Origin of the sequence: Streptomyces sp. 130 (genome assembly GCF_007096885.1) — a bacterium.
GTDB lineage: Bacteria > Actinomycetota > Actinomycetes > Streptomycetales > Streptomycetaceae > Streptomyces.
In genome coordinates this window covers 65,516-90,922 of record NZ_VJNO01000026.1, presented here as the reverse complement: position 1 = coordinate 90,922, position 25,407 = coordinate 65,516, and the positions used below count along the sequence as shown (strand labels likewise).

24 protein-coding genes are annotated in these 25,407 nt (G+C 72.9%); 17 read left to right on the top strand and 7 right to left on the bottom strand.

Annotated elements, in window-relative coordinates:
* Positions 1–25: 25 nt before the first annotated feature.
* The 12 genes from FKN01_RS21735 (at position 26) to mmuM (ending at position 10,065) form a co-directional block, all read left to right on the top strand.
* A complete protein-coding gene (locus tag FKN01_RS21735) occupies positions 26–1,201 on the top strand; it encodes a Gfo/Idh/MocA family protein (RefSeq protein WP_143623159.1) in 1,176 nt (391 codons plus the stop codon).
* A gap of 282 nt (positions 1,202–1,483) precedes the next feature.
* Positions 1,484–2,482: an MBL fold metallo-hydrolase gene (locus FKN01_RS21730; RefSeq protein ID WP_143623157.1), complete on the top strand. Its 999-nt coding sequence runs from the start codon at positions 1,484–1,486 to the stop codon at positions 2,480–2,482.
* Between the two features lie 62 nt (positions 2,483–2,544).
* Positions 2,545–3,897 (top strand): ATP-binding protein, encoded by a 1,353-nt coding sequence (locus tag FKN01_RS21725; RefSeq protein WP_221939372.1) that lies wholly within the window; start codon positions 2,545–2,547, stop codon positions 3,895–3,897.
* Positions 3,894–4,319, top strand: coding sequence for a roadblock/LC7 domain-containing protein (locus FKN01_RS21720; protein WP_143623155.1), 426 nt, complete (start codon positions 3,894–3,896; stop codon positions 4,317–4,319). The genes FKN01_RS21725 and FKN01_RS21720 overlap by 4 nt, the downstream gene beginning before the upstream one ends.
* A complete protein-coding gene (locus tag FKN01_RS21715) occupies positions 4,316–4,669 on the top strand; it encodes a DUF742 domain-containing protein (protein ID WP_143623153.1) in 354 nt (117 codons plus the stop codon). Before FKN01_RS21720 ends, FKN01_RS21715 begins: the two co-directional genes overlap by 4 nt.
* Positions 4,647–5,261 (top strand): ATP/GTP-binding protein, encoded by a 615-nt coding sequence (locus FKN01_RS21710; RefSeq protein WP_143623151.1) that lies wholly within the window; start codon positions 4,647–4,649, stop codon positions 5,259–5,261. The genes FKN01_RS21715 and FKN01_RS21710 overlap by 23 nt, the downstream gene beginning before the upstream one ends.
* On the top strand, positions 5,258–6,532 hold the full coding sequence (locus FKN01_RS21705; RefSeq protein ID WP_143623149.1) for a cytochrome P450: 1,275 nt from the start codon (positions 5,258–5,260) through the stop codon (positions 6,530–6,532). Before FKN01_RS21710 ends, FKN01_RS21705 begins: the two co-directional genes overlap by 4 nt.
* 104 nt (positions 6,533–6,636) lie before the next feature.
* A complete protein-coding gene (locus FKN01_RS21700) occupies positions 6,637–7,035 on the top strand; it encodes a cell division protein SepF (RefSeq protein ID WP_143623147.1) in 399 nt (132 codons plus the stop codon).
* A gap of 9 nt (positions 7,036–7,044) precedes the next feature.
* A complete protein-coding gene (locus tag FKN01_RS21695; RefSeq protein WP_143623145.1) occupies positions 7,045–7,404 on the top strand; it encodes a nucleotide pyrophosphohydrolase in 360 nt (119 codons plus the stop codon).
* Between the two features lie 146 nt (positions 7,405–7,550).
* Positions 7,551–8,087, top strand: coding sequence for a DUF6099 family protein (locus tag FKN01_RS21690; RefSeq protein ID WP_143623143.1), 537 nt, complete (start codon positions 7,551–7,553; stop codon positions 8,085–8,087).
* A 96-nt stretch (positions 8,088–8,183) separates the two neighbouring features.
* Positions 8,184–9,107 (top strand): LLM class F420-dependent oxidoreductase, encoded by a 924-nt coding sequence (locus tag FKN01_RS21685; protein ID WP_143623141.1) that lies wholly within the window; start codon positions 8,184–8,186, stop codon positions 9,105–9,107.
* A 13-nt stretch (positions 9,108–9,120) separates the two neighbouring features.
* Entirely contained in the window at positions 9,121–10,065 is a 945-nt protein-coding gene (gene mmuM, locus FKN01_RS21680) for a homocysteine S-methyltransferase (protein WP_143623139.1), read from the top strand.
* A gap of 71 nt (positions 10,066–10,136) precedes the next feature.
* Here mmuM and FKN01_RS21675 read toward each other — a convergent pair whose 3' ends face one another.
* Entirely contained in the window at positions 10,137–10,991 is an 855-nt protein-coding gene (locus FKN01_RS21675; protein ID WP_143623137.1) for a chromosome condensation regulator, read from the bottom strand.
* An 89-nt stretch (positions 10,992–11,080) separates the two neighbouring features.
* On the opposite strand from FKN01_RS21675, the gene FKN01_RS21670 reads away from it, so the two are divergent.
* The 5 genes from FKN01_RS21670 to FKN01_RS21650 all read left to right on the top strand — a co-directional run bounded on the left by FKN01_RS21670 (position 11,081) and on the right by FKN01_RS21650 (position 19,147).
* A complete protein-coding gene (locus FKN01_RS21670) occupies positions 11,081–12,562 on the top strand; it encodes a 3' terminal RNA ribose 2'-O-methyltransferase Hen1 (RefSeq protein ID WP_143623134.1) in 1,482 nt (493 codons plus the stop codon).
* The gene (locus FKN01_RS21665; protein ID WP_143623132.1) at positions 12,559–15,135 is read left to right on the top strand and encodes a polynucleotide kinase-phosphatase; all 2,577 of its coding nucleotides are present in this window, start codon (positions 12,559–12,561) and stop codon (positions 15,133–15,135) included. The genes FKN01_RS21670 and FKN01_RS21665 overlap by 4 nt, the downstream gene beginning before the upstream one ends.
* Positions 15,136–15,213: 78 nt before the next feature.
* On the top strand, positions 15,214–16,446 hold the full coding sequence (locus tag FKN01_RS21660; protein WP_143623130.1) for an arginine deiminase: 1,233 nt from the start codon (positions 15,214–15,216) through the stop codon (positions 16,444–16,446).
* Positions 16,447–16,555: 109 nt separating this feature from the next.
* A complete protein-coding gene (argF, locus tag FKN01_RS21655; RefSeq protein ID WP_143623128.1) occupies positions 16,556–17,557 on the top strand; it encodes an ornithine carbamoyltransferase in 1,002 nt (333 codons plus the stop codon).
* A 177-nt stretch (positions 17,558–17,734) separates the two neighbouring features.
* Entirely contained in the window at positions 17,735–19,147 is a 1,413-nt protein-coding gene (locus tag FKN01_RS21650; RefSeq protein WP_143623126.1) for an amino acid permease, read from the top strand.
* Between the two features lie 3 nt (positions 19,148–19,150).
* On the opposite strand, the gene FKN01_RS21645 is transcribed toward FKN01_RS21650, so the two are convergent.
* The 6 genes from FKN01_RS21645 to FKN01_RS21620 all read right to left on the bottom strand — a co-directional run bounded on the left by FKN01_RS21645 (position 19,151) and on the right by FKN01_RS21620 (position 25,122).
* Positions 19,151–19,570: an ATP-binding protein gene (locus FKN01_RS21645; protein ID WP_143623124.1), complete on the bottom strand. Its 420-nt coding sequence runs from the start codon at positions 19,568–19,570 to the stop codon at positions 19,151–19,153.
* 245 nt (positions 19,571–19,815) lie between these two features.
* Positions 19,816–20,949 carry an FAD-dependent monooxygenase gene (locus FKN01_RS21640; RefSeq protein ID WP_143623123.1) on the bottom strand — a complete coding sequence of 378 codons (1,134 nt, stop codon included), beginning with the start codon at positions 20,947–20,949 and terminating at the stop codon, positions 19,816–19,818.
* Between the two features lie 59 nt (positions 20,950–21,008).
* On the bottom strand, positions 21,009–21,578 hold the full coding sequence (locus FKN01_RS21635; RefSeq protein WP_143623122.1) for an ATP/GTP-binding protein: 570 nt from the start codon (positions 21,576–21,578) through the stop codon (positions 21,009–21,011).
* A gap of 6 nt (positions 21,579–21,584) precedes the next feature.
* A complete protein-coding gene (locus tag FKN01_RS21630; RefSeq protein ID WP_143623120.1) occupies positions 21,585–22,007 on the bottom strand; it encodes a DUF742 domain-containing protein in 423 nt (140 codons plus the stop codon).
* A complete protein-coding gene (locus FKN01_RS21625; protein WP_143623118.1) occupies positions 22,004–22,441 on the bottom strand; it encodes a roadblock/LC7 domain-containing protein in 438 nt (145 codons plus the stop codon). Before FKN01_RS21625 ends, FKN01_RS21630 begins: the two co-directional genes overlap by 4 nt.
* Positions 22,438–25,122 (bottom strand): nitrate- and nitrite sensing domain-containing protein, encoded by a 2,685-nt coding sequence (locus FKN01_RS21620; RefSeq protein ID WP_143623116.1) that lies wholly within the window; start codon positions 25,120–25,122, stop codon positions 22,438–22,440. Before FKN01_RS21620 ends, FKN01_RS21625 begins: the two co-directional genes overlap by 4 nt.
* Positions 25,123–25,407: the final 285 nt, after the last annotated feature.

Below are 25,407 nucleotides of genomic sequence, written 5' to 3'. Positions count from 1 at the left end.
ACCCGCACCAACTGAAGGGACTCCCGTGTCAGACCTGCGACTCGGTGTCATCGGGCTCGGCCTGCGCCGGTCCATCGCGATGTCGGCCCACCACCCCGGCAAGGGATCGGCGATCACCGCCGTCTGCGACCTCGACCCGGAGGTGCGCCGGCGCGAGGCCGAGCGCTTCGGCGCCGGGACCGCGGTCGAGGACTACAAGCTGCTCCTCGGCCGGGACGACCTGGACGCGATCATCGTCGCCACCCCGGACGACACCCACGAAGCCATCGCCATCGACGCCCTGCGGGCCGGCAAGGCGGTCTTCGTCGAGAAGCCCCTCGGCATCACCGTCGAGAGCTGCGACAACATCCTGCGCGCCGCGTACGAGACCGGCACCCGGCTCTACGTCGGCCACAACATGCGCCACATGGGCGTCGTCCGGCTGATGCGCGACATCATCGCGCGCGGCGACATCGGCGAGCCCAAGGCCGTCTGGGTGCGGCACTTCGTCGGCTACGGCGGCGACTACTACTTCAAGGACTGGCACGCCGACCGCACCCGTACCACCGGCCTGCTCCTCCAGAAGGCCGCCCACGACATCGACGTGCTGCACTGGCTGGCCGGCGGCTACACGCGGCGCGTCAACGCCCTCGGCGACCTGCTCGTCTACGGGAACCTGCCGCGCCGCGAGCCGGACACCCCGCGCCCCGAGAACTGGCTGCGCGAGTTCGACTGGCCGCCGACGGCCCGCAAGGACCTGCACCACATCGTGGACGTCGAGGACGTCTCGGTGATGAACATGCAGCTGGACAACGGTGTCGTGGCCGCCTACCAGCAGTGCCACTTCACCCCCGACTACTGGCGCAACTACACGGTGATCGGCACCGAGGGCCGGCTGGAGAACTTCGGTGACGGCCCCGGCGACGAGGTCAAGGTCTGGAACACCGGCCCCAGCGGCTACCGCGCCGACGCCGACATCACCTACCGGGTGCCCGAGGCCAAGGGCTCCCACGGCGGCGGCGACAGCCGGATCATGCGGGAGTTCGTCCGCTTCGTCCGCGAAGGGGGAGTCACCGACACCTCCCCGGTCGCCGCCCGGATGAGCGTCGCCGCCGGAGTCCTCGCGACCCGCTCCCTGCGCGAGGGCGGCGCACCGCACGAGGTGCCGCCCCTCGACCCCGAGCTGATCGCGTACTTCGAACGCGGCCAGGTCCGTTCCTGACGGTCCGGCCGACTTGAGCCACGGGTCCCCGGTGCGCCGCTCTCCGAGCGGTGCACCGGGGACCTTTTGGCGTCTGTTTTCAGCCATGCTCGGTGGGTAATCGGTCTCTTCCGGTTTGAGGGCCCCGTCTCCCGCAATAGTGACGAAGTCGGTCCGAAGTGGTCTCGTACGGTCACCACCTGGCCCTCCGCGTCGCCGGTAAAGGGCTATTTCAAGCCAATCGTGTGCCCGGATGGTCGGGTTCGAACGCGCGACCGGAAAGTGGTCGGCATAATCGCGTCCATGTCGATCACGGGTGGGGATGTCGTTGACCTTGGCAGGGGCCTGTATGCCTGGCTCCCGCCCAAGCGTGGCTGGGGGCTGGCCAACTGCGGCCTGCTCGTCTCGCCCCGTGGGGCGCTGTGGATCGACACGCCGTACGACCCGGTGCTCGCCGGCCAGTTCCTCGCCGAATCCACCAAGCGGCTGCCCGACGGCGTCACCATCGACCGGGTGGTCGTCACGCACGCCAACGGCGACCACTTCTGGGGCGCGGGCGTCCTTCCGGACGCCGAGATCATCGTGACCCGCGAGGCCAGGGAGCACATCCACTACGAGCCCTCGCCGCAGCAGCAGCACGCGCTCGTCACCGGCGGCGCCCCCACGACCCCGCTCGGGTCCTACCTCGCCCGCCACTTCGGCCCGTTCGACTGGTCGCGGACCGAGCCCGTCCGGCCGACCACCTACTTCACGGGCGAGCTCGAACTGAGCCTCGGCGACTACCCGGTGCAGATCACCTCGCTGGCACCCGCGCACACCACCGGCGACCTCATGGTCCACCTGCCCGCCCAGTCCACCGTGTTCAGCGGCGACATCATCTTCTCGTCGTCCCCCGAGCAGCCCGGTGACCACCCGATCCACTGGGAAGGCCCGCTGAGCAACATCATCGGAGCCTGCGAACAGGTGCTGGCCACCGGTGCCGAAACGATCGTCCCCGGCCACGGGCCCGTCCTCGACCGGGACGGCGTCCGCGAGCACATCACGTACCTCGAATACATCCGCGAGCGCGCCCACGCGCTGCACGCCGCGGGCGTCCCCTCCATCGACGCCGCCCGCCAGGTCATCGCCGAGGGCCGCTACCCCGGACTCGGCCTCCCCGAACGGCTGGTGGTGACCATCGCCAGCGAATACCGGCAGCTCGACGGCTCGCAGCGGCCCAGCGTGGTCCAGATCATGACCGACGTCGCCACCGTCGCACACGAAGTGGAGCAGGTCAGTGAGCCGGCAGGCCTCGCGGGCTGACCGCGCGGTCCCGCCCCGCGCGGGGCGGCGGACCGACCCGACGAGAGAGACGCGGTAACGGCATGGCATGGATCGTCGCAGTCATCGCCGTCGCCGCCGCGGCGGTCGGCTTCTCGCGCGCCTACCGGACCGGCCTCTCCGAGCAGCAGGCCGTCACCCGCGCCGAACTCGCCGAACGCCAGGCCAAGGCCGCCGAGGCCCGCACCGCGGCCCTCCTGGACGAGATCCGGCAGCTCGCGCGCAAGCGGATACCCGCCGCCGCCCTCGCCCTCTCCCACCCCAGCGCCACCGTCCCCGGACTGCGCGAGGCGGCCGAGGTCGACGGCGGCGCCGCCCTCCTGCTCACCGAGGCCGTCCAGGCCGCGCGGACCGCCGTCCTCGAAGAGCGCGGACGCGTCGACGCCGCGGCCCGCGCCGCGATGCGCGGCACCTCCGCCAAGATCCAGTCCCTCCTGAACCAGTCCCAGCAGCTGCTGCACGAACTCCAGCACGAGTACGACGACCCGCGCATCCTCCAGCTCGACTTCCGCAACGAACTCGCGCTGCGCCGCACCCAGTCCACCGCCGTCCTGTGCGACGCCTGGCCCGGACTGGCCCGCCAGAACTCGCCGCTGGTCGAGATCGTCCTCGGCGCCCAGTCCCGCGTGGCCGGCTACGAGCGGATCAAGGTCTCCAACCACCTGCGCGACGAACGCCTCGCGCTCGCCGCCCGCGCCGCCGAACCCCTCGCCATCGCCCTGGCCGAACTCCTCGCCAACGCCACCGCGTACTCCCACCCGGACACCGACGTCCAGGTCACCGTCCAGCAGAGCGGCGGCCGGGGCGCGTTCCTCGTCGTGGACGACGCCGGCATCGGCATGGACGAGGACGCCCTGGACCGGGCCCGCGCGCTGCTCGCCGGACCCGCCGAAGTCCTGCTCACCGAGCTCGGCGACCCGCCGCAGACCGGTTTCGCGGTCGTCGGCCGGCTCGTCGAGCAGTACGGCTTCGAGTGCCACATCGAGGCGTCCCCGTTCGGCGGCATGCGGACCATCCTGCGCGTCCCGGCCCACCTGCTCACCGTGCTCGACGAGGACCGGAACCTCTCCGCCCTCGCCCCCGCCCCCGTGGCCGCCGCCGCCCCCGCCCGGCCCGCCCCCGCCGGAACGGACGCCCCCGCCCCGGCCGCCGCCGAGCCCACCGGACTGCCCAGCCGCCGCCGGCGGACGCCGCGCCGCGCACCCGCCGCGGGCACCGCCGCCCGGGCCGCCGAGCCGTCCGCCGGCCTGATGGCCCGTACACCGGAGGCGGCAGGGGCTTCCTGGGCGGCCCTCCAGCAGGGCACCCTCAACGGCAGGAGCGTCACGGGGCGGCCGCCCGCACCGGACACCGGCGCCCCCGACCACCAGGACGAACAAGGAGACGACGAGAAGTGAGCGCCCCCAGCCCCACCTCAGGCGACCTCGCATGGGTGCTGACCCCGCTGCTTGAGCTGCCCGGAGTCCAGCACGCCGTGGTCGCCACCGGCGACGGCCTGGTCGAAGGCGCGTCCCCCGGCCTCGACCGGGCCTCCGGCGAACGGGTCGCCGCGATGACGGCCACCCTGCACGCCGCCGCCCGCGCCTTCACGACCGCCTTCACCGACGCCGAGGCCCCGCAACTCGCGCAGACCGTCGTGGAATCGGACCTGGGCTTCGCCGTCGTCGTACCGGCCGGCCGCAACACCACCCTCGCCCTGTTCGCCGAACCCGGCGCCAAACTGGGCGACATCGCCTACCAGATGCAGGTCCAGGTCACCGCGCTCACCCGGGCGATGCACGCACCCGCCCGCCAGCCGGACACCGCCGCCCGGCCATGACCCCCGGCCCAGCACGCCGTCTGATCCCCGCCTATCTGGTCACCGGCGGCCGGTCCCGCCCCGCCGGCCCCGCCCTCGACCGGCTCGCCGTCCTCGTACGGACCGAAGCGCCCGTGCCCGACGACGCCGGAACCCAGGCCCGCAGACTCTGCGACCTGCTGGAACCGGGAGCCCTCACCGTCGTCGAGTGCGCGGCCCACCTGGACCTGCCGGTCAGTGCCACCGTCTTCCTGGCCACGGACCTCGCGGCCACCGGACTACTGCTCACCCGACCGCCGATACCCAGTGCCGGGCAGATCGACAGGTCGCTTGTCGAGAGGCTGCTCGATGGACTCCGCTCCCTCCCCTGACCGGACCGGCGTCGGCTATCTGCCGGCCGCCGCCCGGACCCTGATGAAACTCGTCGTCACGGGTCCCTTCGGCGTGGGCAAGACCACCCTGATCCGCACCCTCTCGGAGATCGCCACCCTCCACACCGAGGAGGCGATGACCCAGTCCAGCACCCGCGTCGACTCGACCGCCGGACTCCCCGAGAAGACCACCACCACGGTCGCCATCGACTTCGGCCGCCTCACCGTCCCCGACGACCTCGTGCTCTACATGTTCGGCACCCCCGGCCAGGAACGGTTCCTGCCGCTGTGGGAGGACATCGCCCGCGGCGCCCTCGGCGCACTCGTCCTCGTGGACACCCGGCGGCTCGCCGACTCCTTCGCCGTGATGGACATGGTCGAGGAGCAGGGACTGCCGTACGCCGTCGCGGTGAATCGTTTCCCCGACGCCCCGGAGCACAGCGACGAGGTCCTGCGCAAGCACCTCGACCTGGCCGAGACCACCCCGCTCGTCCAGTGCGACGCGCGCGAACGCCGCGGCAGCATCGACGCCCTGATCGCACTCGCCGAACACGTGCTGACCCGCATGCCGCAGCCCGAGGACGCCTCATGACCGCCTACGCGCCGCCGCCGCGGCCCCTCGCGCTGTACGGCCCGGCCTTCGCGGCCGACCCGCAGGGCCACTACCGCGCCCTGCGCGAGCACGGCCCGCTCGCACCGGTGCGGATCGCCCCCGACGTCGAGGCGCTGCTCGTCACGGACTACCAGGCCGCCATCGACCTGCTCCGCGACACCCACACCTTCAGCAAGGACCCCCGCGCCTGGCAGGCCACCGTCCCGCCGGACTCGCCCGTGCTGCCCGTGCTCGGCCACCGCCCCACCGCCCTGTTCAGCGACGGTGCGGTGCACGCCCGCTACCGCCAGGCCATCAACGACAGCCTCGCGCTGATCGAACCGCACGTCCTGCGCGCCGAGGTGGCCCGCGTCGCCCGCCAGCTCATCGGCCGGTTCGCCGCCACCGGCAGCGGCGACCTCATCGCCCAGTACGCCCGCCGGCTCCCCATGCACATCTTCGTCACCTGGTTCGGCGCCGACCCCGAGGACGGCGAACGGATCGTGGACGGGGTCGCCGGGATGATGAACTCGGCCGCCGACGCCGCCGCCGCGTACGCCGACCTGGTCGACGTCGTCACCCGGCTCGTCGCCGACCGGCGCGCCCGGCCGCGCCGCGACCTGACCTCGTACTTCCTCGCCCACCCGGCGGGACTCGACAACGACGAGACGGTCCGTCAGATCACCCTGGTGATGAGCGCCGGCAACGACCCGATGACCAACCTCATCGGCAACGCCACGCTCCACATGCTCACCGACGAACGCTACGCGGGCTCCCTGCACGGCGGCGCGATGACCGCCCACGAGGCGATCAACGAGGTGCTGTGGCGCGACCCGCCGCTCGCCAACCTGGCGGCCCACTACCCGCGCCACGACACCGAGTTCCACGGTGTACGGCTGCGCGCCGGACAGCTCGTCCTGGTCTCCTACGCCGCCGCCAACTCCCAGTCCGCGCCGCCCGTCTCCGACGACGGCCTCCGCTCCGGGGCCAGCGCCCATCTCGCCTGGTCGGCCGGGCCCCACCGCTGCCCGGCCAAGCAGCCGGCCCTGCTCATCGCCATGACCGCCATCGAACAGCTCACCAGCCTCCTGTGCGACGCGGAGCTCGCCGTGGCGCCGGACGAACTGATCTGGCGCCCCGGCCCGTTCCACCGCGCGCTGGCCCACCTCCCGATCCGCTTCACCCCGCTGGACAGCACCACCGCTCCGAGCGGCGCCATCACGGTCGCGGACCCCGCGGACGTGATTCCGGCGGCTTCAATCGGGCCTTGAGCCGTGTCGCTCGTAGGCCGAACGGGTGAGGGAGGGGACAATCGCCCGATGAACAGTGAGCGCGGCCGGCGCGACGCCGACCGAGGTGCGGACGGGGTGTTCCGGTGAGCAGGTACGACAGGTACGACGTCACGGACGAGCAGTGGGAGGGGCTGGCCCAGGTCGTACCGCTGCGCAGCCGCAACGAGTGGCCCTCCCGGGTGGACCACCGCGGCGTCCAGGACGAGCCGGAACCCGCCGAGCAGCGGCGCATGGTCGTGCTGCGGGTCCAGGTGTTCGCCGACGCCCGCGAGGTCGCGGAGTACCTGGTCGCCCAGGTGCCGGTGCTGCTCGACCTGACCAGCGCGGAGAGCGATGTGGCCAAGCGCATCCTGGACTTCGCCAGCGGGGTCGTCTTCGGGCTGGGCAGCGGCATGCACCGGGTGGACCGCAACGTCTTCCTGCTGTCGCCCGCCGGCATGGAGGTCGAGGGCGTCACGGCGGCCGGGGTGCCGGGAGCGTAGGGCGAGGACATGACCGGGCTCGACGTACGGACCCTCCAGCGGCGGCTGGCCGCCTTCGCGGACGCGCGCGACTGGGGGCAGTACCACACACCGAAGAACCTGGCCTCGGCGCTGAGCGTGGAGGCCGCCGAACTCCTGGAGATCTTCCAGTGGCTGACGCCCGAGCAGTCGGCGCGGGTCATGGCGGACCCGGAGACGGCGCCCCGCGTGGCGGACGAGGTCGCGGACGTGCTCGCCTATCTCCTCCAGTTCTGCGAGGTGCTGGGAATCGACCCGCTTTCGGCGCTCGCGGCCAAGATCGAACGGAACGAGTCGCGCTTTCCGGCCCCCGAATCGACGGGCAGCCAAGATCGTCACTCTTCGGAGTGATCGACTTATCCACATTCGATTGAGTGTCCACAGATTTCCGAAATCCTCTGGCGTCCCGGTGCGGTCGCCCTCACTGTGGGTAATGAACGTGGTGAGCGGGTTTTCCGCAGCGTTGGGCGGGTTTTCGCATCGAACGGGGGCAGTCGATGGAAGCGGAACGGCTGGTGGCGGTCATCAGGCAGGCGCTGGCGCAGAGCCGGGGCACACCGGACATCATCGCCGAGGCGTGGCAGGCCCAGGCCCTGGCCCAGGCGGTCGGCAGCCGGCTGGCGGCGGGCGGCCCCAAGGAGCTGCGGGCCGAGGCGGGCGCCCTCAGCGAGATCGGGGGCAGGACCGGCGGCGCGCTCGACCACCCGGCGGCCCGCGCCGGGGTGGCCCGCGCGGCCCGGCTGACCGAGGTCGCCGATCCCCGGGCGGCCCTGACGGGCCTGGCCGCGCTGCTCGGTGAGGTCGGCATGGCCCTGGTCGGGGTGGCCTGCGAGACCGATGAGCAGGGCCTGTACTGGCAGTGCATGGAGGCGATCGACGCCGCCGACGAGTCGACCGACCGGGTCCGCTCCATGCTCCGGCTCCTGGACGAGCGGGAGCGGGAGCGGCGGGAGCAGCTGGAGCGCGGCCGGGAGCGGGACGGCCCGCCCGGGGCGCTGCACGGCCCGGTGGGCCCGGTGACCGGCATCCAGTGAGCGGTCACCCCCTCCGGTACGCCTCCGAGGCCGCGACTCCACGCGGACGGTGCCCCGGAGAGGGGCGGACGGCGCGCGCGGGTGCAGGATGGAGGCATGGATCTCCGCATTTTCACCGAGCCCCAGCAGGGGGCGAGCTACGACACCCTCCTCACCGTCGCCAAGGCCACCGAGGACCTCGGCTTCGACGCCTTCTACCGGTCCGACCACTATCTGCGCATGGGGCAGGGTGACGGCCTGCCCGGCCCCACCGACGCCTGGATCACGCTGGCCGGGCTGGCCCGCGAGACCAAGCGCATCCGCCTGGGCACGCTGATGACGGCGGGCACCTTCCGGCTCCCCGGTGTCCTCGCCATCCAGGTGGCGCAGGTCGACCAGATGTCGGGCGGCCGGGTCGAACTGGGCCTGGGCGCGGGCTGGTTCGAGGAGGAGCACACGGCGTACGGCATCCCCTTCCCGAAGGAGAAGTTCGGCCGCCTGGAAGAACAGCTCGCGATCGTCACGGGGCTGTGGGCGACCGAGGTCGGCAAGACGTTCAGCTACGACGGCACGTACTACCAGCTGAAGGACTCGCCTGCGCTGCCCAAGCCGGCGCAGGCCAAGGTGCCGGTGCTCATCGGCGGACACGGCGCGAAGCGCACCCCGCGCCTCGCCGCCCAGTACGCGGACGAGTTCAACATCCCGTTCGCCTCGCTGGAGGACAGCGAGAAGCAGTTCGGCCGGGTCCGGGAGGCGGCCGAGGCGGCGGGCCGGAAGCCGGACGACCTGGTGTACTCCAACGCGCTGGTGGTCTGTGTCGGCCGGGACGACGCGGAGGTGGCGCGCCGGGCCGCCGTCATCGGCCGGGAGGTGGCCGAGCTGAAGGCCAACGGACTCGCGGGGTCGCCCGCCGAGGTGGTCGACAAGATCGGGCGGTACGCGGAGATCGGGGCCTCGCGGATCTACCTCCAGGTCCTCGACCTGGACGATCTGGACCACCTGGACCTGATCGCCTCCCAGGTCCAGTCCCAGCTGGGCTGAGAGCGGGGCCGCGATGACACCTGGGCCCGGCCGCCCGCTGGCCGCCGCGCTGGCCGAGGGCACGGTCCTGCTCGACGGCGGGCTCTCCAACCAGCTGGAGGCCCAGGGCTGCGACCTGTCCGACGCGCTGTGGTCCGCCCGGCTGCTCGCCGACGGACCCGGGCAGATCGAGGCCGCCCACACGGCGTACGTGCGGGCCGGGGCCCAGGTGCTCATCACGGCCAGTTACCAGGCGAGCTACGAGGGGTTCGGGCGGCGCGGAATCGGGCGGGACGAGGCGGCCGGGCTCTTCGCCCGCAGCGTGGAGCTGGCCCGGCGGGCGGCCGGCACGGTCGAGCGGGACGTCTGGGTCGCGGCCTCGGTCGGTCCGTACGGGGCGGTGACGGCGGACGGGGCGGAATACCGGGGCCGCTACGGGCTGACCGTCCGGGAGCTGGAGCGCTTCCACCGCCCCCGCGTCGAGGCGCTGGCCGCCGCCGGGCCGGACGTGCTGGCCCTGGAGACGGTGCCGGACACGGCCGAGGCGCGGGCGCTGCTGCGGGTGGCGGGGGAGTACGGGCTGCCGGTGTGGCTCTCCTACACCGTGGCCGGGGGCCGGACCCGGGCCGGGCAGCCGCTGGACGAGGCGTTCGCCCTGGCCCGGGAGCACGACGAGGTGATCGCGGTCGGCGTCAACTGCTGCGCCCCCGCCGAAGCGGAGGCCGCCGCGCGGGAGGCGGTCCGGGTGACCGGGAAGCCGGCCGTTGTCTACCCGAACAGCGGCGAACGCTGGGACGCGGAGTCGGGCGCGTGGACCGGGAGCGCCGCGTTCGGCCCCGGGCGGCTGGCGGCCTGGCAGGAGGCGGGCGCCCGGCTGGTCGGCGGGTGCTGCCGGGTGGGGCCGGGGGAGATCGCGGGGCTGGCGACTGCGCGGCGCGGTGCGCCCGGGGGCGCCACGGGGGGAGCCGGGGCGGGGTGACACGGCCCCGGTGGGCTTGGGCGGGGGTGCGGGCCGGCGCCGGCCTCGGAGGGGGCAGCGCGGCCCTCCGGCTATCGCAGGCGGATGCCGGACCAGGTGGCGACCTCGCACTGCCCGTCCGCGTTGTTCCCCGTGCTGACGACCGTGCCGTCGGCGCGCAGGCCGAGCGTGTGCGTCGAGCCCGCCGCCACGGCGACGATGCCGCGCCAGCCGCCGACCTCGCACTGACCGTGGCTGTTGTCTCCCACCGCGAGGACCCGTCCGGAGGAGGTGACCCCCACGGTGTGGCGGCTGCCCGCGTCCAGCGCCACCACGTCCTCCCACTCACCGACCTCGCACGCCCCGGTCGTCCGGTCGCCGGTGGCCAGCGCGCGCCCGTCGGCCCGGAGGCCGACGGTGTGGAGGTACCCGGCCGAGACGGCGGCCAGGCCGCGCCATTCCGCCACGGCGCACTGCCCGCGCCGGTTGTTCCCCGCGGCCACCGCGGTACCGTCCGCCCGGACGCCGACCGAGTGCCAGTCACCGCACGAGAGGGCGACCACCTCGCGCCAGGGCCCCACATCGCACTGCCCTTCCGCGCGCCGGCCCGCCGCCAGCACGCGGCCGTTCCCGAGCAGCCCGAGCGTGCGGCGCCAGCCCGCGGCCACGGCCGTGACGCCCCGCCAGCCGGAGACGTCGCACTGCCCGTCGCCGTTCCAGCCCGTCGCCAGCACCCTGCCGTCCGAACGGAGGCCCACCGTATGGGACCTGCCCGTGTTCCTCGCGGTGTGGACGTTGCCCGCCGCGACCGAGACCACGCCGTCCCACCGGCCGACACGGCATTCGGCGGTCGCGAGTTCGCCGCCCGCGGCGCGCACGGTGCCGTCCCGGCGCAGACCGACCGAGTGACGCCTCGCGGCGGCCAGCACCGACGGGCCGATGGGCATGACGCCTCCTGGAAGCTCGGGGGAGCGCTCGTGGCGGGCACACGGAAATTGCCTGGTGGGACGCGAGCGGGCGGATCATACTCAAACGCGTGTTCCTGACGATCAGTACCACCGGCTCCCCGGAACGTCCCGCCACCGACCTCGGATTCCTGCTGCACAAGCATCCCGGGCGGGCGCAGGCGTTCTCCACCTCCCACGGCACCGCGCACGTCTTCTATCCCGAGGCGTCCGTGGAGCGGTGCACGGCGGCCCTGCTGCTGGAGGTCGATCCCATCGCCCTGGTGCGCAAGGGGAAGGGCAAGGGCCGGGGCGGGGCGCCCGACTCGGCGCTCGCGCAGTACGTCAACGACCGCCCCTACGCGGCATCCTCGCTGCTGTCCGTCGCGATGAGCACCGTCTTCAAGTCCGCGCTGAGCGGTGCCTGCAAGGCGATGCCCGAGCGGGCGGCGGCCCCCATGGAGCTGCGGATCGAAGTGCCCGCCCTGCCGGCCCGTGGTGGTGCCGAGCTGGTGCGCAAGCTCTTCGGTCCGCTCGGATGGACGCGGGTGGAGGCGGAGGCCGTGCCGCTGGACGAGACGTTCCCGGACTGGGGCGACTCGCGGTACGTACGGCTGGTGCTCGAAGGCGAGCTGCGGCTCGCCGACGCGCTGCGCCAGCTGTACGTGCTGCTGCCGGTGCTGGACGACGCCAAGCACTACTGGGTGGCGCCGGACGAGGTCGACAAGCTGCTGCGCGCGGGCGAGGGGTGGCTGGCCGAGCACCCCGAGCACAAGCTCATCACCAGCCGGTACCTGGCGCGGCGCTGGGGGCTGACCCGGCAGGCGATGGAGCGCCTGGAACTGGTGCGGCTCGCGGAGGCGGACGACCTCGACGTCGAGAGCGTCGACAACGCCGTGGACGAGGGCTCCGACACCGAGGAGCGGCCGGTGCCGCTGGCCGTGCGGCGCCGCGACGCGATCCTGTCCGCGCTCACCGCCGCCGGGGCGGGCCGGGTGCTCGACCTCGGCTGCGGACAGGGGCAGTTGGTGCAGGCACTGCTGAAGGACCCGCGCTTCACGGAGGTCGTCGGCCTCGACGTGTCCATGCGCGCCCTGACGATCGCCGCGCGCCGGCTGAAGCTGGACCGGATGGGGGAGCGCCAGGCGGCCCGCGTGACGCTGCGCCAGGGCTCGCTGACCTACACGGACAAGCGGCTCAAGGGGTATGACGCGGCGGTGCTCAGCGAGGTCATCGAGCACCTGGACCCGGAGCGGCTGCCCGCCCTGGAGTTCGCCGTGTTCGGCTCCGCGCGCCCCCGCACGGTGCTCGTGACCACGCCGAACGTCGAGTACAACGTCCGCTGGGAGACCCTTCCGGCCGGCCACACCCGCCACAGCGACCACCGCTTCGAGTGGACACGGGCCGAATTCCGGGCCTGGGCGGACGCGGTGGCCGCCCGGTACGGATACGGCGTGGCATACGTGCCCGTGGGCCCGGACGACCCCGAGGTCGGCCCGCCCACGCAGATGGCCGTGTTCACCGCGGGCACAGCGACCACCGACGAGACCGAGAAGGAGGCGAAAGCCGCATGAACGGCACCGACGACACCGGGCGCGCCCCGCGCACCCTCCCCGTCACCGACCTCTCCCTCGTCGTGCTCATCGGGGCCAGCGGGTCCGGCAAGTCCACCTTCGCGCGGCGGCACTTCAAGCCGACCGAGGTCATCTCCTCGGACTTCTGCCGGGGCCTCGTCGCCGACGACGAGAACGACCAGAGCGCCAGCAAGGACGCCTTCGACGTCCTGCACTACATCGCGGGCAAGCGCCTCGCCGCCGGCCGGCGGACCGTCGTGGACGCCACGAACGTGCAGCCGGAGGCCCGGCGCCAGCTCCTGCGGGTGGCCCGGGAGCACGACGTGCTGCCCATCGCCATCGTGCTCGACCTGCCCGAAGAGGTCTGCCTCGCCCGCAACGCGGCCCGCCCGGACCGCGCCGACATGCCCCGCCACGTCGTCCAGCGCCACCGCCGCGAGCTGCGCCGCTCGCTGCGCGGCCTGGAGCGCGAGGGCTTCCGCAAGGTGCACGTCCTGCGCTCCGAGGACGAGGCCGAGCGGGCCGAAGTGGTCCTGGAGCGCCGCTACAACGACCTGCGCCACCTCACCGGACCGTTCGACATCATCGGCGACATCCACGGCTGCCGCTCCGAGCTGGACACCCTCCTCGGCAAGCTGGGGTACGTGGACGGCGCCCACCCCGAGGGCCGCACCGCGGTCTTCGTCGGCGACCTGGTCGACCGCGGCCCCGACAGCCCCGGCGTCCTGCGCCGCGTGATGTCGATGGTGGCCGGCGGCAACGCCCTGTGCGTCCCCGGCAACCACGAGAACAAGCTCGGCCGCTACCTCAAGGGCCGCAAGGTCCAGCTCACCCACGGCCTCGCCGAGACCGTCGAGCAGCTGGAACGGGAGGACGCGAAGGACCCCGAGTTCCGCACGCGGGTCGCCGCGTTCATCGACGGGCTCGTCAGCCACTACGTGCTGGACGGCGGCCGGCTCGTCGTCTGCCACGCCGGGCTGCCCGAGAAGTACCACGGCCGCACCTCGGGCCGGGTCCGCTCGCACGCGCTGTACGGCGAGACCACCGGCGAGACCGACGAGTTCGGGCTGCCCGTGCGCTACCCGTGGGCCGAGGACTACCGGGGCAGCGCCGCCGTGGTCTACGGCCACACGCCCGTGCCCAACACCTCGTGGATCAACAACACCATCTGCCTGGACACCGGTGCCGTCTTCGGCGGGAAGATGACCGCGCTGCGCTGGCCGGAGCGCGAGCTCGTCGACGTACCGGCGGAGCGGGTCTGGTACGAGCCGGTGAAGCCGCTGGAGACGGACGCGCCCGGGGGCCGGGAGGGCCGGCCGCTGGACCTGGACGACGTGTGGGGCCGCCGGATCGTGGAGACCCGCCACATGGGCCGCCTCGCCGTCCGCGAGGAGAACGCCGCCGCCGCCCTGGAGGTCATGAGCCGGTTCGCGGTCGATCCCCGGCTGCTGCCGTACCTGCCGCCGACCATGGCGCCCACCGCCACCTCGCGCGAGGAGGGCTATCTGGAGCACCCGGCCGAGGCGTTCGGCGAGTACCGCGCGGCCGGGGTGGCGAAGGTGGTGTGCGAGGAGAAGCACATGGGCTCCCGCGCCGTGGCCCTGGTCTGCAAGGACGCCGCCGCGGCCCGGGAGCGCTTCGGGACCCCGGACACCGGCGACGGCGGGCCCGCCGGCGCGCTGTACACCCGCACCGGCCGCCCGTTCCTGGACGACCCCGCGCTCACCGGGACGGTGCTCGGGCGGCTGCGCGCGGCGGTGACCGCGGCCGGGCTGTGGGACGAGTGGGGCACCGACTGGGTGCTGCTCGACGCCGAGCTGATGCCCTGGTCCCTGAAGGCGCGCGGCCTGCTCCGCTCGCAGTACGCGGCCGTGGGCGCCGCCTCGGGCGCGGTGTTCCCCGCCGCCGCCGGGGCCCTCGCCGCAGCCGCCGCGCGCGGCGTCGACGTGGGCGCGCTCGCGGACCGGCAGCGGGAGCGGGCCGAGGACGCGGCGGCGTTCACCCAGGCGTACCGGCGCTACTGCTGGGGCACCGACGGGCTGGACGGCGTGCGCCTGGCGCCGTTCCAGATCCTCGCCGTCGAGGGCCGCTCGCTGGCCTCCGTACCGCACGACGAGCAGCTGGCCTGGCTGGACCGGCTGGTGGAGCACGACCCCAGCGGGCTGCTCCAGGTCACCCGGCGGCTCGTGGTGGACACCGCCGACGAGGCGTCCGTCCGCGCGGGCACCGACTGGTGGCTGGAGATGACCGGCCGGGGCGGCGAGGGCATGGTCGTCAAGCCGCTCGGCGCGCTCGTCCGGGACGGCAAGGGGCGCCTGGTGCAGCCCGGGATCAAGGTGCGCGGCCGGGAGTACCTGCGGATCATCTACGGCCCCGAGTACACCCGCCCGGACAATCTGGACCGCCTTCGCGGCCGTTTCCTCGGCCACAAGCGCTCGCTGGCCCTGCGCGAGTACGCCCTCGGCCTGGAGGCCCTGGACCGGCTCGCGGACGGGGAGCCGCTGTGGCGGGTCCACGAAGCGGTGTTCGCCGTCCTGGCGCTGGAGTCGGAGCCGGTGGACCCCCGGCTCTGAGCGGGCGTCGGGCCGCGCCGCAGGAACAGGCTGGCGATTCGCCGGGTGAACGGCGCGCCGCGCGGTGAGGATGTGGGCATGGGATTCCATGTCGACTCCGAGGCCGGGCGGCTGCGCCGCGTCATCCTGCACCGCCCCGATCTGGAACTGAAACGGCTCACGCCGAGCAACAAGGACGCGCTGCTCTTCGACGACGTGCTCTGGGTGCGCCGGGCCCGGCAGGAGCACGACGGTTTCGCGGACGTGCTGCGCGACCGGGGCGTCGAGGTGCACCTCTTCGGCGACCTGCTGCGCGAGGCGCTGGAGATCCCGGTCGCCCGGCGCCTCGTGCTGGACCGGGTCTTCGCCGAGAAGGAGTACGGCCCGCTCGCCACCGAGCACCTGCGGGCCGCCTTCGAGGAGTTGACCGCGGCCGAGCTGTGCGAGGCGCTGGTCGGCGGGATGACCAAACGGGAGTTCCTGGAACGGCACGAGGAGCCGGTCTCGGTGCGCTTCCACGTCATGGACCTGGACGACTTCCTGCTCGGACCGCTCCCCAACCACCTGTTCACCCGGGACACCTCGGCCTGGATCTACGACGGCGTCTCGATCAACGCCATGCGCTGGCCGGCCCGGCAGCGCGAGACGGTCCACTTCGAGGCGATCTACCGCCACCACCCGCTGTTCACCGGGCCGGAGGCGGGCGCCTTCCACCACTGGTCCGAGGGGCAGGACGACTACCCCTCCACCATCGAGGGCGGCGACGTCCTCGTCATCGGCAACGGCGCCGTGCTCATCGGGATGAGCGAGCGCACCACCCCGCAGGCCGTCGAGATGCTGGCCCGGGGCCTCTTCGACGCGGGCTCGGCCCGGACCATCGTGGCGCTGGACATGCCCAAGAGCCGGGCCTTCATGCACCTGGACACCGTGATGACGATGGTCGACGGGGACACCTTCACCAAGTACGCGGGCCTCGGCATGCTCCGCTCGTACACCATCGAGCCCGGCGACGGGCCGCGCGACCTCAAGGTCACCGACCACCCGCCCGAGCAGATGCACACCGCCATCGCCCAGGCGCTCGGTCTCGGCTCGATCCGGGTGCTCACCGCGACCCAGGACGTGCACGCGGCCGAGCGCGAGCAGTGGGACGACGGCTGCAACGTGCTGGCCGTCGAACCCGGCGTCGTCGTCGCCTACGAGCGCAACGCCACCACCAACACGCATCTGCGCCGGCAGGGCATCGAGGTCATCGAGATCCGGGGCAGCGAGCTGGGCCGGGGCCGGGGCGGTCCGCGCTGCATGAGCTGCCCGGTCGTGCGGGACGCGGTGTGAGGGCGGCGGGCCGCCGTACCACGAGACGTCTCTGTATAGCGATGCATTGCATCGTATAGACTTCCAGCGTTACGGTATGCGTCCCCCGCCCGACCCAGGAGCAGTCACCATGGCCATAGACCTCGCAGGCCGCCACTTCCTCAAGGAGCTGGACTTCACGGCCGCGGAGTTCCGCGGCCTGATCGAGCTGGCCGCCGGGCTCAAGGCCGCCAAGAAGTCGGGCACGGAGACGCAGACGCTGCGCGGCCGGAACATCGCGCTGATCTTCGAGAAGACGTCGACCCGCACCCGGTGCGCGTTCGAGGTCGCCGCCGCCGACCAGGGCGCCTCGACCACGTATCTCGACCCCTCCGGCTCGCAGATGGGGCACAAGGAGTCGGTCAAGGACACCGCGCGCGTCCTCGGCCGGATGTTCGACGGGATCGAGTACCGGGGCGACAGCCAGGCGGCCGTCGAGGAGCTGGCCGCGTACGCCGGGGTGCCGGTCTTCAACGGGCTGACCGACGACTGGCACCCCACCCAGATGCTCGCCGACGTGCTGACGATGACCGAGCACAGCGAGAAGCCGCTGGAGGAGATCGCCTTCGCCTACCTCGGCGACGCCCGCTTCAACATGGGCAACTCCTACCTGGTCACCGGTGCCCTGCTCGGCATGGACGTGCGCATCGTCGCGCCCAAGGCGTACTGGCCGGCCGAGACGGTCGTCGCCGAGGCCCGGGCGCTCGCCGCGGAGTCCGGCGCCCGGGTCACGCTCACCGAGGACGTGGCCGAGGGGGTGCGCGGCGCGGACTTCGTCGCCACCGACGTCTGGGTCTCGATGGGCGAGCCCAAGGAGGTCTGGGACGCCCGCATCGCGGCTCTCCTGCCGTACGCCGTCACCATGGACGTGCTGCGGGCCACCGGGAACCCCGGGGTGAAGTTCATGCACTGCCTGCCCGCGTACCACGACCTCGGTACCGGGGTGGGCCGCGAGATCCACGAGCGGCACGGGCTCAGTGAGCTGGAAGTCAGCGACGAGGTGTTCGAGTCCGAGCACTCGGTCGTCTTCGACGAGGCGGAGAACCGCATGCACACGATCAAGGCCGTGCTCGTGGCGACGATGGCCCGCTAGCAGCGTCGGCCTCGCATGTTCATACATCCGATTGGGTGAATATGCGGTCAGGTGTCTATGATGGTGCCGATTGGTGGGGTTCGAGCTCGCACGCTCGAACCCCCTTTTCGTGCGCGCGACGGCCCCCACCGCCCGAGCGCGCTCCCCCCACGCGTACCACCGAAATGAGACACCGCCGTGCGCCCTCTGCGCCTCCCCGGCCCCCCGCACCGCGTCAAGGACCCGCACCGGCTGATCGCCGAGTCGGGCGCCGACCTGGAGGGGCACGGCCTCAAGCGCACCATGGGCCTGTTCCAGCTGGTGTGCTTCGGGGTCGGCGCGGTCGTCGGGACCGGCATCTTCGTGGGCCTGTCCGACAGCGTGGCGGAGGCCGGGCCCGCCGTCGTGGTCTCCTTCGTCCTCGCCGCCGTCACCTGCGTCTTCACGGCGTTCTCGTTCGCCGAGCTGGGCAGCGCCATTCCCGTCTCCGGCAGCTCCTACTCCTTCGCCTACGCCACGCTCGGCGAACGCCTCGCCTTCCTCGTCGGCTGGTGTCTGCTCCTGGAGTACGGCGTCTCGGTCTCCGCCGTCGCGGTCGGCTGGAGCCAGTACGTCAACGAACTCCTCGACAGCCTCTTCGGCCACCAGCTGCCCGCCGCGCTCTCCGCCGGACCGGGCGACGGCGGCGTGATCAACCTGCCCGCCGTGATCGTGGTCATGATGGCCGCGACCCTGCTGGTGCGGGGCGTACGGGAGAGCGCGACCGCCACCGCCGCGATGGCCGTCCTCAAGCTGGTGGTCCTGGCCCTGTTCTGCGTCATCGCGTTCACCGCGTTCGAGCGCGGCAACCTCGCCCCGTTCGCCGCCCACGGCGCGGGCGGCGTCACGGCGGGCGCGTCCCTGGCGTTCTTCTCGTACATCGGTTTCGACGCGATCACCACGGCGGGCGAGGAGGTCAAGAACCCCCGGCGCAACATCCCGCTCGCGATCATGATCTGCATCGGCCTGGTCACGCTGCTCTACTGCGCGGTCGCCCTCGCCGCGATCGGCGCGCTCGGACCGGACGCCGTCTCCGACAAGCCCGCCGCGCTCTCGCTGATCGTGGACCAGGTCACCGGCTCCTCCGTGGGCGGCGGCGTCATCGCCTTCGGCGCGGTGGTCGCCATCGCCTCGGTGGTCCTCGCGGTGATGTACGGACAGACCCGCATCCTGATGTCGATGTCCCGCGACGGCCTGGTCCCGAGGGTCTTCGAGCGGGTCTCCCCGCGCACCGCCACCCCCGTCGCCAACACCTGGATCGTCGCCGTCGTCTTCGCGGTCCCGGCGGCCTTCTCCTCGCTCGACATGGTGGTGAACCTGACCACCATCGGCACGCTCGCCACCATGGTCGCCGTCAACGCCGCCGTCCTCGTGCTGCGCCGCCGCAACCCCGAGGTGCGCGGCTCCTTCCGGGTGCCGCTCTACCCCCTGAGCCCGCTCGCCGGCATCGGCTTCTGCGTCTATCTGATGTACGGCACCGGCTGGACGACCTGGGTGCAGTTCGCCGTGTTCCTCGCGGTCGGTGCCCTCGTGTACGCGGTCTACGGGCACCGCCGCTCCCGGCTGGCCTGAGCCCTACGCCGGCGGCAGCCGGAACCACACCGCCTTGCCGCGCTCGGTCGGGCGGTGGCCGCAGGACGAGCTGAGCGTGCGGATCAGCAGCAGCCCCCGGCCGTGCTCCTGCCACGGGTCCGGTACGTCGTCGGGCCCGGGGCGGGACAGATCGCCGGGCGGGGCCGGGTCGCCGTCGTGCACCTCCACCTGGCAGCCGGCCGCCAGCAGCTCGACCACCAGCTCCATGGGCTCGTCGCCCGGGGTGTGCTCCACCGCGTTGGCGACCAGCTCTGCGGTCAGCAGTTCGGCGGTGTCGCTGTCGGCGGGGGCGTCGATGTCCGTCAGCACCGAGCGGATCAGCGCGCGGGCGATCGGTACGGCGGCCGTGGAGTGCGGCAGGCAGATGCGCCAGAAGGGGCGTGGCGGGCCGTCGGGGGGCACGAGGGTTCCGTTCGGGTGGGCGCGGGGTCCTGGGCCCAGACGGTTCCGCGCTCAAGACTTCTTCGGCTCCACCTTACGAAGCGGCGCGACGCGGACGTCTTCCGGTGTGCTGTGGCCGGCGGCCCTCGCCGGCGCGGACCACCCCGCCGCGAGGTGCGGGCGGGGGACCGCCCGCGACGCCCCGGGCGACGGACGCCCCCGCCGGGGCCCGGGGACCGGGGCCGGCGGGGGCGTGGCGAAGCGCGTCAGTACGGCTGGACCAGCACGTGGGCGGCGCCCGGGATGCCGATCTTCAGCAGCTCGTCCTCCTCCGGCGTGGTCGGGCCGCCCGTCTCCTGCTTCAGCACCGCGCGCGAGATGGCCTGCACCCACATGGCGCGCGGGCGGCGACGGGCCTCCCACACGTCCAGGGCCGCGTCGACGTCCGCCTCCGCGTCCAGCGACTCGGCGAGCACCAGCGCGTCCTCCACGGCCATCGCCGCGCCCTGCGCGATGTGCGGGGTGCACGCGTGCGCGGCGTCACCGGCCAGGACGACCCGGCCCACGTGCCACGGCTCCTCGACCGTCACCTGGGAGATCCGCGAATAGACGACCGCCTCCGGCCCGGTGACCTCGGCCAGCGCCTCGGCGACCGGCCCCGAGAACATCGCCAGGCGCTCCTTCAGCTGCTCGTGCGCCTTGTCCGGGTCCGGCCGGAAGTCCTCGGCCTCCGCGAAGACCGAGCCCAGGTACATCAGCTCGTCGGTGATCGGGGTGAGCAGCGCCTTCGCGGCCTGGCCGGCGGTGCCCATCACGACGCCGCGCACCTGCTCCTGACGGGGCACGGTGACCCGCCAGTTGGCGAAGCCGGTGTACTGGGGGGCGTAGCGGTCCCCGTACAGCCGGGTGCGCAGCGGCGAGCCGATGCCGTCGAAGCCGACGACGAGGTCCCAGCGCCCGGCCGAGCCGTCGGACAGGGTGACGTCGACGCCGTCGCCCTCGTCGGTGAGCTCGGTGATGGTCGTGCCGAACCGGATCTTCGCACCGGCCGAGGTGGCCGCCGCGTTCAGGACGCGGGCCAGCGCGGGGCGGGGGATGCCGTTGTTGGAGGGGGCGTCGCCCATGCGCGGCTGCGGTATCTCGGCCAGGGTGTTGCCGGCCGGGTCCGCGATGGTCAGGACCTCCCACTCGAAGCCCGCCTCCAGGCACTCCTCCAGCACCCCGATCTCCCGCATCACGTGCAGGGCGTTGGACGGCTGGATGATGCCGACGCCGAGGGCTTCGAGCTGGTCGCGGAGCTCGGCCACCTCGACGGTGTGGCCCCGCCGGGCCAGGGCGGTGGCGAGCGTCAGCCCGCCGATGCCGCCGCCGTGGATCAGGACGCGCAGAGGTGTTGCCATGTCGGGTCTCTCCAGAACGAGGAAGTGGAAGCAGTGAAGGGGGAGGGGGCGGGCCGGGGTCAGCCCGCCGCCACGGGGAGGCTCATCAGGTGGTCCACGAGGGCCAGCAGCACATCCCGGCCGAACGGCCGCTCGCGTACGTCGCCGACCAGCAGCGGCACGTGCGGGTCCAGGTCCAGGGCGGCCCTGATCTCTTCCGCGGTACGGGTGTTGTGCCCGTAGAAGCAGTTGATCGCGACGACGAAGGGGATGTCCCGGCTCTCGAAGAAGTCGATCGAGGCGAAGCTGCTCTCGAGCCGCCGGGTGTCGGCGATCACGACCCCGCCGAGGGCCCCGTTGACCAGGTCGTTCCACATGAACCAGAAGCGCTCCTGGCCCGGTGTGCCGAACAGGTAGACGACCAGGTCCTGGCTGACCGTGATCCGGCCGAAGTCCAGGGCCACGGTCGTCGTGTCCTTCTGGCCGACGCCGGCCAGGTCGTCCACGCCGATGCTGGCCGTGGTCAGAAGCTCCTCGGTGCGCAGCGGGGTGACCTCGCTGACGGCTCCCACGAGGGTGGTCTTGCCGACGCCGAAACCGCCGGCTATCAGGATCTTGACGGCGGCGGGCGCCGCCTGACTGGTGGTCATCTTGGGTCAGAGTCTCCGGAGTCCGTCGCGAACAGCGGCCAGTACGCCCATGTCGGCGCCGCCGGACACCCGGGCCACCGACAGCGGGGCCCGGGCGATCAGGAGGCCGTTGGCGACCAGGTCGGCCAGAAGGATCTTGGTCACCGAGACCGGCAGGTCGAGGTCCGCGGCGACCTCGGCGACCGCCGCGGGCCGCCGGCAGCGGTCCAGGATCAGCCGGTGCTCCGGCTGGAGCCGGCCCGGGCGGGCCGCCGCGCCGTGCTCGTCCCGCGGATCGTGCGCGGTCGTCAGCACGGTGATGAGGGTGAGGTCGTCCCGGTCGGGGGCCGTCCGGCCGCGGGTGATGGTGTACGGGCGCACCATCGTCCCCGCGGCGTCCTCGCCGTCGTCCTCGATGTCCCCCTGCCCGTAAGGCCAGTGGCCGGTCACGCCCGCGGCCTGTCCCCGGCGCCGAAGGCGTCGAAGTCGACCCGGGCCGGGGTGCTGAGCTTCTGGCCGACCTGGAGGACGAGGTTGTGCATGGCGAGCGACATGATCTCGGCGTCCACCTCCTGGGAGGCGATCACGGCCAGGTGGGTGCCCTGGCCCGCCGAGATGATGAAGAGCCACAGGTCCGCCAGCTCCACGATCACCTGGTGGACGCCACCGCCGTTGAAGAGCTGGCCCACACCGCGGGCCAGGCTCTGCTGCCCGGTGCAGATCGCGGCCAGCCGCTCGGCGTCGGGCCGCTCGATGGTGCGCGAGTGGCTCACCACCAGCCCGTCGTCCGAGAGCAGGACGGCGTTGATGGTCTCGGCCACCGAATCGACCAGACCGTCGAGGAGCCAGTCGAGATCCTGGCGAGTGGCGGTTGTGCGTGTCATGTCCGTTCTTCTCTCGTGAGGTCGGGCTGCGTCGGCGGCTCGTCGGTGGCGCGGGCGGCGCGGGAGCGGCGCTGGAAGGCTCCGATGGCCGCACCCGCGCGGTGCGGGGCGGTCCGGGGCGGCGGGTCCTCGGCCCTGACCCGCGGCCGGGCCGCGGCGGCCGGAGCGGCCGGGTCGACCCGCAGCTCGTCGGCGAGGCTGGCCTGACGCACCCGGCGCGGCAGCGGCGGCTCCCCGAGGGACGTCCCGAGCGGCGCGGCCGGGAGGTCCGGCCCCGGGGCGGGCTGCGAGAGCTGCGCGGGCGGTGCGGCCGGTTCCGGCTGCGGGGGCAGGGAGACCGGGAAGCCGTCCGCGTCCAGCTCACCCGTCAGATACACGTCCGGGTAGGGCTGCTGCGGAGCGCCGTACGGCTCCGAGGGCTCCGGGTACGCCTGGTGGGCGACCGGGTACTGCCCCTGGGTCGTCATGTACGGCTGCTCGGGGGCCGGGTAGCCGCCGTGGTGTGCGGCCTCCTCCTGCGGGGCCCCGCCGTACACGTCGTCCCGCTGCCCGTACGCGTGCCCGTCCGCGCCGTCGTACGGCGCATCGGGCACGGGGGAGGGGGCGGGCGCGGGGGCGGCCGCGTGCGTGCCCGGCGCGTGCAGGGCGGTGACCCCGGCGAGGGCCCGGCCCCGGCCCCGGCTGGGCAGCGCGTCGGTGTCCCGGAGCGGGGCGGGGGCCTGTGCGGGCTCCTCCGCCTCGGGGGCGGGGACGGCCACCGGACCGGCGTGCGGGCCGGGGACGGTGAGCGCGTCCGGGACCAGCACGACGACGCGGGTGCCGCCGAACGCCGACCGGCGGAACTCCACCCGGAGCCCGTGCTGGTGGGCGAGGCGCGCGATCACGTACAGGCCGAGGCGGATGTCGTCGGCGTGGGCCAGCACGTCCATCCGGGGCAGCCGGCTCATCAGCTCGTTGGCCGCCGCGAGCTGGTCCTCCTCCATGCCGAGCCCGCGGTCCTCGACCTCGATGGCCAGGCCCCGGCTCACCTGGGCGGCCCTGACCTCGACGGGGCTGGGCGGCCGGGAGAAGGTGAGGGCGTTCTCGATCAGCTCCGCCAGTACGTGGGAGACCGGGCCCACGGCCCGCGCGGCGAGCCACGGGGAGCCGTCCAGGTCCAGCACCACGCGCTGGTAGTCCTGCACCTCGCCCTGGGCGGAGCGCATGACGTCCAGCAGCGGTACGGGCTTGCGCCAGCGCCGGTGCGGGGAGCCGCCCGCGAGGATGACCAGGTTCTCCTCGTACCGCCTCAGGCGGGCGGTGAGGTGGTCGAGGTCGAAGAGGCCGTCGAGCACCTCCGGGTCCTCGTGCTTGCGCTCCAGCTCGTCCAGCTTCTTCAGCTGCTGGCCGATGAGCTGCTGGGTGCGGCGGGCGATGCGCTGGAGCAGCCGCTCGAAGCCGCGGTGCTGGTCGGCCTGGTCGACGGCGGCGCGCAGGGCGCTGGTGCGGGCCAGGTCGAGCGCGTGGCCGAGCTGGGCCAGCTCGTCCGTCGTACCGGCCTCACCGCCGTCCCCGATCGCCCGGGCCTCGGCCTCGACGTCGATGCGCTCGCCCTTGCCGAGCCGTTCGACCACGTCGGGCAGCGCCTTCTCCAGCTCCTCGGCCCGCTCCTGGAGCCGGCTGATCCTTCGGCGCAGGTTGCGCGAGAGCCGCCAGGTGAACCAGATGACCGCGACGACGGCGGCGAGGCCGACGACCGTGGTCAGCACGACCTTGATCAGGAGGGAGATCACACTGTCCTTGCCCTCCGCGACCACGACGTCGGTGCGGGCCTCCATCAGCTCGACCAGCTGGGGCGTGAGCTCGTCCATCGCGCCGCGCCAGTCCGCCTCCTTCGCGCCGAGGGAGACGGAGCCGGAGGAGTCCGCGGCGGCCGGGCGCAGCACCTGGGACTCCACCCGGGTCTTGGCCTTCCAGGCGGTTCCGGCGAAGACCTCCTGCCACTTGGCCTTCTCGTCCGCCGGGAGATAGGGCATGACCTTGTTCGTGTACTGGAACGACTGGGCGGAGACGGCCTGCCGGACCTCCTGGAGGTCCGCGGTGCTCAGCCCGCCCTTCGCCCAGCCCCGGGCGAGCAGGGCGTCCGAGCGGGAGATCATCTCCTTGGCCCAGAACAGGTCCACCAACGGCTGCGAGATCGTGGTGATCCGGCCGTTGTCGACATGGCTGAGGGCGGTGAAGAGCTTCAGGTCGACGGCGATCAGGTCCGTGTAGTAGCGGTACACGGCCTTCTGCTGGTCGTTGTCGCCCTCGTCCACGAGAGCGCGTTGCGCCGGGAGTTGGGTGATCGCCGTACGGGCCTCGCCGACCGCGTCCCGTATCTCGCCGGGGGCGTCGTCGGTGTCGGTGTCGGACAGCGACTGGAAGCTGGCGATCGCCTTGTCGGTCAGCTTGCGCTGCTTGAGGAGGGCGTCCGTGACCCCTCCTCCCCTGTGGGCCAGCGCCTCGGCGCTGAGCCGCCGCTCCTCCTGGAGGTTGTAGTACACGATGTTGGACGGCTGGCCGGCCTTCTGGGCCAACTGCCCTTGAGCGGCTTGCTTCTGGAAGTCGAGCAGAGTCTGACCACTGGTGACGGCCCAGAGGGCGGCCAGGGCAACACCGGGGACGACGGCCAGTACGAGCAGGGCCGTCCGCAGCGCCATTGTGGTCGAGCTGCTCCGCCGTGACGCGCGCGTGCGCAGGGCATGCTCCTTGACGTGGTACCGACCTCACGGCCGGTCAAATCCGTTGAGAACCAGGACGGATAGATAGTAGTCACAGTGCAAAAAAGAAAAGTAAGTGGGATCACATGTTCAACATCGGTCGCGCACATGAACGCCATGAAGTGGCGGCGCTCCCGGTGATGTGACGGGCCGCCCGGGGTGCGGCGGGTCGGACGAGTGAAGCGGCCTTGGGGATATATCTGTATTTAGTGCCCTCTGTCCGTT

What these genes read in the sequence shown, in the direction of transcription:
- FKN01_RS21715 (WP_143623153.1), top strand. Translation starts at nt 4,316, where the DNA reads ATGACCCCCGGCCCAGCACGCCGTCTGATCCCCGCCTATCTGGTCACC.
- FKN01_RS21725 (WP_221939372.1), top strand. Translation starts at nt 2,545, where the DNA reads ATGGCATGGATCGTCGCAGTCATCGCCGTCGCCGCCGCGGCGGTCGGC.
- FKN01_RS21710 (WP_143623151.1), top strand. Translation starts at nt 4,647, where the DNA reads ATGGACTCCGCTCCCTCCCCTGACCGGACCGGCGTCGGCTATCTGCCG.
- argF (WP_143623128.1), top strand. Translation starts at nt 16,556, where the DNA reads ATGGCCATAGACCTCGCAGGCCGCCACTTCCTCAAGGAGCTGGACTTC.
- FKN01_RS21625 (WP_143623118.1), bottom strand. Translation starts at nt 22,441, where the DNA reads ATGACACGCACAACCGCCACTCGCCAGGATCTCGACTGGCTCCTCGAC.
- FKN01_RS21620 (WP_143623116.1), bottom strand. Translation starts at nt 25,122, where the DNA reads ATGGCGCTGCGGACGGCCCTGCTCGTACTGGCCGTCGTCCCCGGTGTT.
- FKN01_RS21635 (WP_143623122.1), bottom strand. Translation starts at nt 21,578, where the DNA reads ATGACCACCAGTCAGGCGGCGCCCGCCGCCGTCAAGATCCTGATAGCC.
- FKN01_RS21675 (WP_143623137.1), bottom strand. Translation starts at nt 10,991, where the DNA reads ATGCCCATCGGCCCGTCGGTGCTGGCCGCCGCGAGGCGTCACTCGGTC.
- FKN01_RS21695 (WP_143623145.1), top strand. Translation starts at nt 7,045, where the DNA reads ATGACCGGGCTCGACGTACGGACCCTCCAGCGGCGGCTGGCCGCCTTC.
- FKN01_RS21660 (WP_143623130.1), top strand. Translation starts at nt 15,214, where the DNA reads ATGGGATTCCATGTCGACTCCGAGGCCGGGCGGCTGCGCCGCGTCATC.
- FKN01_RS21730 (WP_143623157.1), top strand. Translation starts at nt 1,484, where the DNA reads ATGTCGATCACGGGTGGGGATGTCGTTGACCTTGGCAGGGGCCTGTAT.
- FKN01_RS21705 (WP_143623149.1), top strand. Translation starts at nt 5,258, where the DNA reads ATGACCGCCTACGCGCCGCCGCCGCGGCCCCTCGCGCTGTACGGCCCG.
- FKN01_RS21685 (WP_143623141.1), top strand. Translation starts at nt 8,184, where the DNA reads ATGGATCTCCGCATTTTCACCGAGCCCCAGCAGGGGGCGAGCTACGAC.
- FKN01_RS21665 (WP_143623132.1), top strand. Translation starts at nt 12,559, where the DNA reads ATGAACGGCACCGACGACACCGGGCGCGCCCCGCGCACCCTCCCCGTC.
- FKN01_RS21690 (WP_143623143.1), top strand. Translation starts at nt 7,551, where the DNA reads ATGGAAGCGGAACGGCTGGTGGCGGTCATCAGGCAGGCGCTGGCGCAG.
- mmuM (WP_143623139.1), top strand. Translation starts at nt 9,121, where the DNA reads ATGACACCTGGGCCCGGCCGCCCGCTGGCCGCCGCGCTGGCCGAGGGC.
- FKN01_RS21640 (WP_143623123.1), bottom strand. Translation starts at nt 20,949, where the DNA reads ATGGCAACACCTCTGCGCGTCCTGATCCACGGCGGCGGCATCGGCGGG.